Consider the following 9,653-nt stretch of genomic DNA (forward strand, 5'->3'; position numbering starts at 1 on the left):
CCGGTTTGTCTTCTCGGAATAGTCGCTGTTGGCCCCCAGATGAATTCGTCCCTGAACTACAGGGGTGGGCTCCGCCGGCAGTCGTAGTCGAGCGCGCCACCGCAGAGCCAATTCGCTCCTCGCCTTCCATCAAGAGCTGGGTGAATAAACGCCACCGAAAGAGTTTACTGAACCGTTCGGTTCTATTCTAAGATTCGTCCTCCGAGGCTCGAGTTCCTAGCGAATTTGCCGTGCAGGATTTCTTCGTTTCAGGTAGTTAGCGCACATATAGGCTATGCTCCCTGCCGTACGGTTGGGGGCCCGGCCTCCCCTTTCATCTCGCTCGACACCTCATGATCAATGAAGGGCTAAGACTCGATGAAGTTTGTGCTCGCAAGCTATGGAACGCGTGGCGACGTCGAGCCGTTCGCGGCTTTAGGTCGTGAGCTCACCGGGAGGGGACATGAGGTGCGCATGGCCGTTGCACCCGACCTCGTCGACTTCGTCGAGTCTGCAGGGCTGTCGGCGGTTGGTTGCGGGCCGGATACGCGAGTATGGCAGGACGTACACCATGAGTTCTTGACGCACTTACCGCCCAATTCGTGGAAGATCCGACATCTCATCAAACTGGGCCATGAAGATCGAAAGCTCTTTAGGCAGTGCGAGGAGGAGATCGGCGCCACGCTGATGTCGCTGGCGGACGGTGCTGACATGCTAGTCACCTTCGTGCTTGGCGAGCATGGTGCTGGCAATGTCGCGGACTATTACAACATCCCATTGGCCGAACTTCATACCTTCCCTGTAAGGGCCCACGGCAACCACGTCCCGCTGCTGCCGACGCCTCTCGCCCGCTCCGTCATGAAATTGGATGGGTGGTTGAATTGGCGTCTTTTGACCGCGAAGTTACAGAATCAACAACGCCATGAATGGGGCCTTCCGAAGGCAACGAGCCCAGTATCACTGCGGCTCGCTGAGCGCGGAGGGCTCGAAATCCAGGCGTATCACGACCTTTGCTTCCCCGAAATTGCGGCCGAATGGGCAGAATTCGACGGTCAACGGCCCTTTGTTGGCGCCTTGACGTTGCAGTTGCCTACGAAATTTGATGAGGAGGTCGCGTCGTGGGTTGCTGCGGGTACGCCTCCGATATATTGCGGGTTCGGCAGTAACCTTATCCAGTCGCCTGCCGACACGCTTGCCATGGTCAGTGCCGCCTGTGCGCAGTTGGGCGAGCGGGCGTTAGTTTGCTCGGGTTGGAGTGACTTCAGGCATGTGGCCCACATGGAGCACGTCAAGGTGGTCGAGGCGGTTAACCACGCAGCCGTTTTTCCCGCCTGCCGCGCGGTCGTGCACCACGGAGGCGCGGGCACTCTGGCCGCTGCCCTGCGCGCGGGAGTCCCCCAGCTGGTCCTCGCGACATGGCCAGCTCATCAGACGCTATGGGGACCTGCGGTCGAACGATTGATGGTGGGCACCGCACGGCGTCTTTCAAGCACCACCGAAAATTCTTTGGTCGCCGATCTACGCACCATCCTCGCCCCGGAATATGCGGTCCGGGCTCGCGAGATCGCCGCGCGGGTGACTAAACCCGCCGAAAGCGTTGCCAATGCCGCTGATCATCTGGAGATTTTCGCCCGTCGCGAGGGTGTCGGCCGATAAGCGAGAACATACGCCAGAAGGATCAGCAGGAGATACCGACTGTTATTGGCCGGGTGGCTGGATAAACAGATCGCACAAGGGCTCTTGCTGATGCAATGGAACCTAGCTGTAGTCGGCCAGCCTCAGGGCTTCTTTTCAGTGGTGAGTGCCCGTATTTGCGATGCGAATCGCCGAGTAAGGCCTACCCGCACATCCATCCGGCCGGGAATTACCCACGGCGCCGTGCTGTCGGGCTTGCGGCTGACCCTTCGGATGATTGCTGTAGCGTAGTTCGCTATGACGGCCAGCAATGAGGCAGCACGGCCTTATGGACGGTAGGGCACTCGAAAGTCACGACCCGATGGTCTTCGATCCGACGACGAAAGATACGAGCGGATTTCTCCAGACCTCGTTGTCGCGTCGCCGTTTCATCGCCGCAATCGTCGTTATCAGCGGTATGGGGCTGGTGGCAGCGATGGACGGCACCATTGCGGTTTTCGCGCTTCCCAAGATCCAGAACGAGCTTGGACTCTCCGATTCAGCGCGAGGGTGGGTGATCACGGCGTACGTATTGACGTTCGGAGGCTTGATGCTGCTGGGCGGCCGCCTCGGCGACGCCTTCGGGCGTAAGCGTACCTTCTTGATCGCGGCGGCGTTGTTCACTGTTGCCTCGGGAGTATGCGGGGTCGCCTGGAACGCAGCGAGCCTCCTCTCGGGCCGGCTACTGCAGGGCATAGCTGCCGGAGTCCTTGCGCCGACCTGTATGGCGCTGGTAGCAACGACGTTCCCGAAGGGGCCTGGGCGCAATACTGCGACCGCAATATTTGGGGCAATGGGGGGGATCAGCTCTGTGCTGGCACTTACGGTCGGCGGCGCACTCACAGACGTGTCATGGCGCATAGTTTTCATGGTCAACGTGCCGATGGGAGTGGTGGTGATCTTGCTGGCACGCACCGCGCTGCGGGAGACGCGGACGGAGCAAAGGAAGCTCGACGCCATGGGCGCTGTGCTGACCACGTTGATCTGTGTCGCGGCGGTTTTCGGCTTGTCAGTGGGGCCGGAGGAGGGGTGGCTGTCGGCTATGACGATCGGTTCAGGCGCATTGGCGCTTGGCGCACTTGTCGCGTTCGTCGTGGTTGAGCGGCGAGCAGAAAACCCAATCGTGCCGTTCGATTTATTCGTCGACCGCAATCGACTGGCTACCTTCGCGACCATCTTCTTAGCTGGCGGGGTGTTGTTCAGCCTGACCGTCCTCGTGGCGCTGTATGTACAGCAAGTTCTGAAGTACAGCACTCTCCACGCCGGCGTTGGATTCATCCCGTTTGTCATCGCTGTTGGCATGGGTATGGCCACGTCATCGCGTCTGGTGATGCGGTTTCCACCGCGAGTGTTGGTAATTGCGGGAATTCTTCTAGTGCTAGGCGCAGTGGTCGCCAGCAGTCTGACACTCCACATGGGGGTCCCTTACTTCCCGAATCTGGTACTGCCACTTGTCGTCGGCGGCGTCGGCATCGGCCTGGCGAACCTTCCGCTCATGCTCTCAGCCATCGCGAGTGTCGGGGACGACCGGATAGGTCCTACGTCCGCAATTGCGCTGATGTTGTCCACCCTGGGGGGGCCGGTAGTGCTGGCCGCAATCCAGGCCGTTATCACCTCACGCACTATGTCTCTAGGCGGAATTAACGGGCCTGTGAAGTTCATGAGCATCGCCCAGTTGCATGCTCTGGACCAAAGCATCTCATTTGGCTTTATGTGGTTGGCAGGGCTCTGCGTCGTCGTCGGCGGAATTGCATTGTGTATCGGCTACACGGCGCAGCAGGTGGCGCACGCACAGGAGGTCAAAAAAGCTATCGACGCCGGGGACCTTTAGTAGAGTCCACAAACGATGTTTGCAAGCCCGTTTGCGGCATGCTCCTCTTCTATCCGTCGTCAGAGGTACAGCGCGACGCCGCGGAGCCGGATGCGGCCACCCCGTTAGCTGTTAGGCTAAGTTGACGAAGTTGTGATGTGTCGGCTTACATGACTAAACCGTGTTTTGCATGGCACAACGAAGTCAGTTACTCGATCCTGCCGCTCAGTCCGAAGTCGGCCAGTGCTCGCGCAGCTAACTTACGTAAGGCAACCTTGGTATTTTCGGCGCCCGGTTGGTATGCGTCGACGCTGATGATAAAGCTGCCGGGAATTCGTAAGGACTGCAAGATCAGTTGGCCGCCGGTTCGCTCGAGCCACTCGCGTGTTCCGTGTTGGGCCGTGACTCGTGCGGTGGCGTACTCGGCGTCAGTACCGTCGAGGCGGTTCACCACCGATCCCACGTCGCCGAGATTGGAACAAAGCACCGGATGATCCGGGTCAGCGACCATCGCGTCGTCCATCCGTTTCAACGCCCGCTTCGGCGTGTACGGGAGAAGCCAAGCAAGCTGCAATGACTCGTCGGACGTCTCCCTCAGAGCTTCTAGTGCGTGTTTGATTGCGGCGCGGGTGTCACGCAGGTCCGTAGTCACCCCGGTTGGGTCGATGCTGACGCGTGCGATTGACATCGCATTCGCGCGCGTATCGCCCTCGACGCGGTCGCTCACAGGGAGTTGCAGGGTGACGGCTCCGTCACGGGCGCGTCGACGCCCGAGGTGTTCCGCGAATTTCGCGGCGAACCCGGCGGTCATGGTGTTGCTCGTTCCGCCCAGAGCCTTCGCTCGCGCATCCCAATCATCTAGGTCTATCCGAATCGTGATGCCCGGCACCACGATCGCCTCATCGCTGCTGCCTGCACGGGGCAGGACGGGCGGTAGGGATGGTGAATCCGTAGTATCGTGCCGGCGGTGACGGGCCAGTCTCGACGCCGAAACTAGCGCCCGGGCGACCTGAGGTATGTCCAGCGCTGCTAGTCGTATGTCCTGTGCCGCCACGCGTAGTCGGCCCCGTGAACCCGGTGGTGGGTATTCAAGCTCGCGCGTATTGCCTAAGAGCGCATCAACCAACGCAACAGCAAGCCCGAGGCCGTCGATCAGGTAATGAGAAACCACGAGGCTCACCGCGGTAGAGCCATCCCCGAGGAAAACGACGCCGAGATGCCAACCGGGCCCCTTTTCCGGGTCAATAGTTTTCTGTGAGCGTTCATCAATCCAATCGCCAAGTTCAGCGCGTGGGCGGGCGCACTCCTCGATATCGAAGCCCGATGGCCCGCGATCCAAGACCCACCGATGCCAGCCGAACGGAAGCGGTGAACGCTCGATGCGCCGCCCCAGCAACCCGTAACCGAGGTCTCGGTGAAAACGCCTTACGCGGTCGAAATCGATCGCGTGTTCATAAAGCCATACACACTGGATGACTAAATTGCGGCCGATAGCGTGATGCTGCGTGAACAAGCCGTGGTCCATAAGCGAGAGCCGATTGTTTGGTCGCGCATAGCTTCTGGAGGCGGGGCTATTGAGAGATGCCCTCACAGGACGCAGACGGACCGGCATCATCGGCAATCGACGACTCGGATCGAATGGGCCGCCTGAAATCCGACTTCATGACGGCGGACGACACAGCATGCGACGGCGCGAGCTTCGGTGATTGCGTACCAATTCATGATGAGAGGGTACCGATCGCCGTGATGCTGCACGGACGGACACGGCGTCGATCACTCACCCAGCAATGCGTCGCCACATCTAAGTAAGAACCGCCCGTCGCAGCGGTGTCGGTTCTCCCGACGGTGGCCCAGCGCGCACAGCGCTCAGAAAGAACAGCGCCCCGTGATGTAGTGAACTTTGGCGTTGATCGTTGAGGGCCCACGGAATTAGCCAATAGAGTCCATGCGAACGAAATTTTCGACGAGATCGGCTGCGGACGCGACGCTTTGCGCAGGATTCGACATCTGCGCGGCGATCTCGTGCGCCCGTGACAAGTACCGCGGAGTCAGGATGGTGCGCAGGTCCGCCACTAACGAGTCTGACGTGATAGTCGAAAAGCGCCGCCCTAGACCAAGTCCTAAGCGCTTGACACGAACTCCCCAGAGAGTCTGATCGAGATCCGTCGAATGTATCAGTTGCGGGATTCCGGCACGCATAGCCGCTGCAGTTGTGCCCGAGCCACCGTGGTGGACGACCGCGCGGCAGGCGGGAAAGGCGGCTGCGTAATTTGTCGCGCTGACTACCTTGACGTCGTCCAGCTGCGCTCCTTGGGGATGGTCGATTCCAGCGGCGCATACCAACGCCCGCTCGCCCAGTTGCGCGCAGGCAGTCGTGATCATGGCAAGCGTGTTAGCAGCAGATTCCACCGGCACGCTGCCGAATCCGAAGAAAATCGGCGGCGTTCCCGCGGCGATCCAGGAAGCCACCTCGTGATCTGTCTCCGTCGGCAGGTTCAACGCCAATGCGCCGACGATGGGACGCTGAGCACCAAATTCGGCCCACTCATCTGCCAGTCGAGGAAAGCAAATCTCGTCATAAGCCTGGATTTCAAGCGATCCACGTTCGGTGATCTGTCGTGCGGAAGGCAGCTTTGCCTCGGGCAATCCCAGTTCGCGGCGCTGCGCGTCGACCACCTTCTTTGTCCCGCGCCAAGTCAGCCATTCGTTCGCCAACATGGTCGAGCGACACAGTCGGGCGGGCAGGAACGGAAGGAGTTCACCGTTAGGTCGTATCGGGAAGTAATGCAGCGTAGCCAACGGAATGCCGTGATGCTCCGCAACGTTGCCAGCGACTTCCTCAAAGACGAGGCCGGTGAACAGGAGGTCAGCGCCGTTCGCAAGCGACGCCAGGGTCTTGCTCATCTCTTCCCAGGCTTGAGCTTTGGGTTCCCACGCTTCGCGCGACAATCGGCTGAATTCGCGAATACGCCAGGGTTTCCGAAAAAACATCCTATAAAAGGCCCAGTGTGCGTCGAGCATCGCTTGCGGATCCGGACCGAGGGCAGTCGCGCTGAGCCCAGCCGACTCAACGAAGTCAACTAGATTCGGGGGGACGGCCATTTGCACTTCGTGCCCGCGGTTCAGCAGCTCACGGCCAACGGCGGCGCATGGCTCCACATCTCCGCGCGTCCCGTAGCACGCCACCACAACTTTCATAACGAGTCTTGGCCTTTCATCGGTGTTTTGCGGAGCCTTTCATTGTTGTTGCGGAGGCGGAACGCGCGAACACATGTTAAGCCGGTGCGCTGGCAACCCGAGCCCCGTTGGGATGTCTGGCTAGTGGGATGCCCATCACGGACACGGCGACGGGCGAGGTGGCCGCAAGAGCGGTGGGTCGCAGACATAGCGATCTCAAGGTCGGGGCGAACAGACGCCACCTTGAGATGGTCTGCCCAGGATAAGCGATCTAGCGCTCGCCCAATCCTCCCGCGCTTCATCCGGGAAGCCCCAGCGGACACGAAGAACGCGATTGATTAGGCCTCCCGGCGCAGCAACCTACGGTTGACCCCAACAGCGACCTCGACGTCGCTACAGCTCACAAAGCTTGTCGGCACAAATTTCACAGGAGAGTCACAGCTTTGTTAAATTTCAGAGGAAATCACAGCTTCATTAATAGGCGCGGGCAACTTCCTTCGATTATCAACTTGTTCTCCCATTTGTGGCTTCGACTAAGCCGTTTGCTTGAATGCGGGCCTACTCGTCGGCGCGACGTCGGTGTCGAACCAAGCAGAGTTCTGAGGAGTATGAGGATTGCACGGTGCTTTCTGTGGTTCTCCGCGTCTGATTGGGCCTGGCAAACCTGCGGCATCGGACCCACCGGTGATTTTCGCTGGTAGGAACCGGCCCGAGTCGCTCGCGTGACCGACCGCAAAGAGCGTCGTTCGAGTCCGCAACGTCGAGGCCGCTGCCACGGTGGCGCCGCCCGGTTAAAGAAAGACCAGCGCCGTCTGACGCCGAGAGGCGCCCAAAAACGGCCAGCAGCCCATTCAAGACGGCCGAGGGCAAACTTCCAGGCGCGCCATCCCTAGTACGCAGACCCCCATGTGCACCCAGCCTAGTGCTGACCCAGGCCCTCAGGATTCAACGCGGCTGGGGAGATGAGGTACGGACAGCACGGTGGAAGGAACCCGGAACCGATATTAACGTTCGCTCGCGGCAGGGACGGCCGCCGGAAAGTTCCTACCCGACCGAGGCGTCTGGTTGCTCAACAGCGAAACGTTCTGGTAAGCCTGCTTATCGCCGCAGGTGAGAGAAATCTCATACGAAAAGCATCCTTTCACCAGGATTGCTGCGTTGTGAAACAGACCACATCCAGGGACTTTGCTGAAACCCCGGACCAACCCTTCTCGCCTTCAGTATGGTTTGGAACACTTCCACTCCGTCAAGTAGATTCTGGAGAGCTGTGAACATTGATCCGGCCGACGACGTCAACGGCTCTAAATCCATCTCCGTTAACGATGAGGAGCAACATAGCCTGTGGCCCGTCTTCGTCAATGTCGCAGTCGGCTCGCGGGTGATTTACGGCAAAGCGCCCCGCGTCGCGTCTCGAAGTGCTTCGAGCGCACCGCGGCATATATGGCCCAGGAGCCGGCGTGAGAGACTGGTGGGGGGTCCTAGTTCGTAGAGCAAACGGCCAGGCTTGGAGTAAATGAGGGGAATCGGATGGTACTCGACGATCGAGTATTTCCGCTTACGCGGAGACAATTCGAGATCTGGCTTGCGCACGAAACTGGCGGTCCTGACGCAAATTTGCACCTCGGCGAACTCCTGCGCATCGACGGCGAGGTAGATCCCGAGTTAGTTGAATGGTCGATCCGTCATGTCGTCTATGAGGCTGAACCCCTTCGAACCGTTTTCTTCCAAGAAGATGACCAGGTTTTTCAGAAACTCGTCGAATATCCGAACGTCGAGCTCCTTCGTTTTGACCTCGCAAACTCGGAGGATCCTACACAGGAAGTTCATCGCCTGGCGTCTTCTATACGTAGAGCGCCGATGCCGCTTTCCGGCCCACTGTTCAAATTCGCATTGATGCAGACTCGCGCAAATGAGAATTACCTCTTCGCATGCTGCCATCACATCGCGGTTGACGGAATCGGACTTGGCCTCGTGTTGCACCGGATCGCAGCTGTCTATTCCGCAGCCGCTGCTAACCAAGAGGTTCCTCCCTCTTTCTTCGGCTCGCTGCAGGATCTGATCCAATCGGAGTTGGAATACCAAGCTTCCTCCGACTTTCTCGATGATCAGGACTACTGGATTCGCAATCTTCCCGCTGAAAGACCACCGGCTCATCCCGTTGCACCGGGTGAGGCCGCTGGAAGCGCTGGCGACGAGTTCTCCGCGCCGTTCCCGCTGGAATCGCAGGTCGTTGGTCAAATCGACCAGTTCGCGCGCAATCTGGGCGTGCGTCGATCGTCTGTCATCACGGCCGCGTGTGCGCTGTTGGTGAGCAAGTATGACGTCGAGCATTCAGAGATCGTGCTTGATTTTCCTGTGAGTAGGCGCGTCCGTCCAGAATCTCAGATGGTTCCCGGAATGATTTCCGGCGTTGTGCCTCTCGTATTGAAAACTTCGGCGGATTCTTCGGTTGCTGATTTTTGTCGACACGTCAACACCCGAATCGGAGAGGCGCTGCAGCATCAACGGTTTCCCGTTCACACTCTCGAGAATAGGGCGCGTCTTCGCAACTCCGGCCCGGCATCGAGTCGTGTGGTGGTGAATTTCATCCCCGCCGCTCACATGGGGTATTTCGACGATGCTCTGGCAACGGGCACGCTAACCAATGCCGGTTTCGGCGATCAGGCAGCGCTGGTCTTCTTTAGGGATGGCGACCAGCTATTCCTGAGCACTTTAGGTGCTGGCGAGCCATTTGCGGACTTCGGTGTTGCGGATTTGGCGGAGCGGTTGAGTCGCCTCTTGCTCGCGATGACCGCCGGTCCAGAACGGCAATTGGTTTCTGTTGATTTGCTCGCTGAGCGTGAGCATGCCGAGCTGAATAGCTGGGGTAATCGGGCGGTGTTGACCGGGTCGGGGTCGGTGTCGGTGTCGATTCCGGGGGTGTTTGCGGGGCAGGTGGCGCGGTCGCCGGAGGCGGTGGCGTTGCGGTGGGCGGGTCGGTCGTGGACGTATCGCGAGGTGGATGAGGCCCCGA

6 protein-coding genes are annotated in these 9,653 nt (G+C 59.5%); 4 read left to right on the forward strand and 2 right to left on the reverse strand.

The window, feature by feature from the left end; all coding sequences use genetic code 11:
• The first annotated feature begins 357 nt into the window (after positions 1–357).
• Both A5650_RS23030 and A5650_RS23035 read left to right on the forward strand, forming a co-directional pair.
• Positions 358–1,635: a glycosyltransferase gene (locus tag A5650_RS23030; protein ID WP_067297388.1), complete on the forward strand. Its 1,278-nt coding sequence runs from the start codon at positions 358–360 to the stop codon at positions 1,633–1,635.
• Positions 1,636–1,942: 307 nt separating this feature from the next.
• The gene (locus A5650_RS23035; protein WP_502687099.1) at positions 1,943–3,484 is read left to right on the forward strand and encodes an MFS transporter; all 1,542 of its coding nucleotides are present in this window, start codon (positions 1,943–1,945) and stop codon (positions 3,482–3,484) included.
• A 187-nt stretch (positions 3,485–3,671) separates the two neighbouring features.
• Here A5650_RS23035 and A5650_RS23040 read toward each other — a convergent pair whose 3' ends face one another.
• Positions 3,672–5,075 carry a condensation domain-containing protein gene (locus tag A5650_RS23040; protein WP_067297399.1) on the reverse strand — a complete coding sequence of 468 codons (1,404 nt, stop codon included), beginning with the start codon at positions 5,073–5,075 and terminating at the stop codon, positions 3,672–3,674.
• Between the two features lie 317 nt (positions 5,076–5,392).
• Positions 5,393–6,661 (reverse strand): glycosyltransferase, encoded by a 1,269-nt coding sequence (locus tag A5650_RS23045; RefSeq protein WP_067297391.1) that lies wholly within the window; start codon positions 6,659–6,661, stop codon positions 5,393–5,395.
• A gap of 1,201 nt (positions 6,662–7,862) precedes the next feature.
• Here A5650_RS23045 and A5650_RS26570 point away from each other — a divergent pair.
• Together A5650_RS26570 and A5650_RS27000 are read left to right on the forward strand one after the other, a co-directional pair.
• Complete coding sequence (locus tag A5650_RS26570; protein ID WP_231992753.1) at positions 7,863–8,129, forward strand: MbtH family NRPS accessory protein; 267 nt, start codon at positions 7,863–7,865, stop codon at positions 8,127–8,129.
• 38 nt (positions 8,130–8,167) lie between these two features.
• Positions 8,168–9,653 (forward strand): condensation domain-containing protein (locus A5650_RS27000; RefSeq protein WP_231992755.1); only part of this gene is annotated, 1,486 nt, incomplete at its 3' end.

This window comes from Mycobacterium sp. 1164985.4, from assembly GCF_001668575.1.
In the GTDB taxonomy this organism is placed as follows: domain Bacteria; phylum Actinomycetota; class Actinomycetes; order Mycobacteriales; family Mycobacteriaceae; genus Mycobacterium.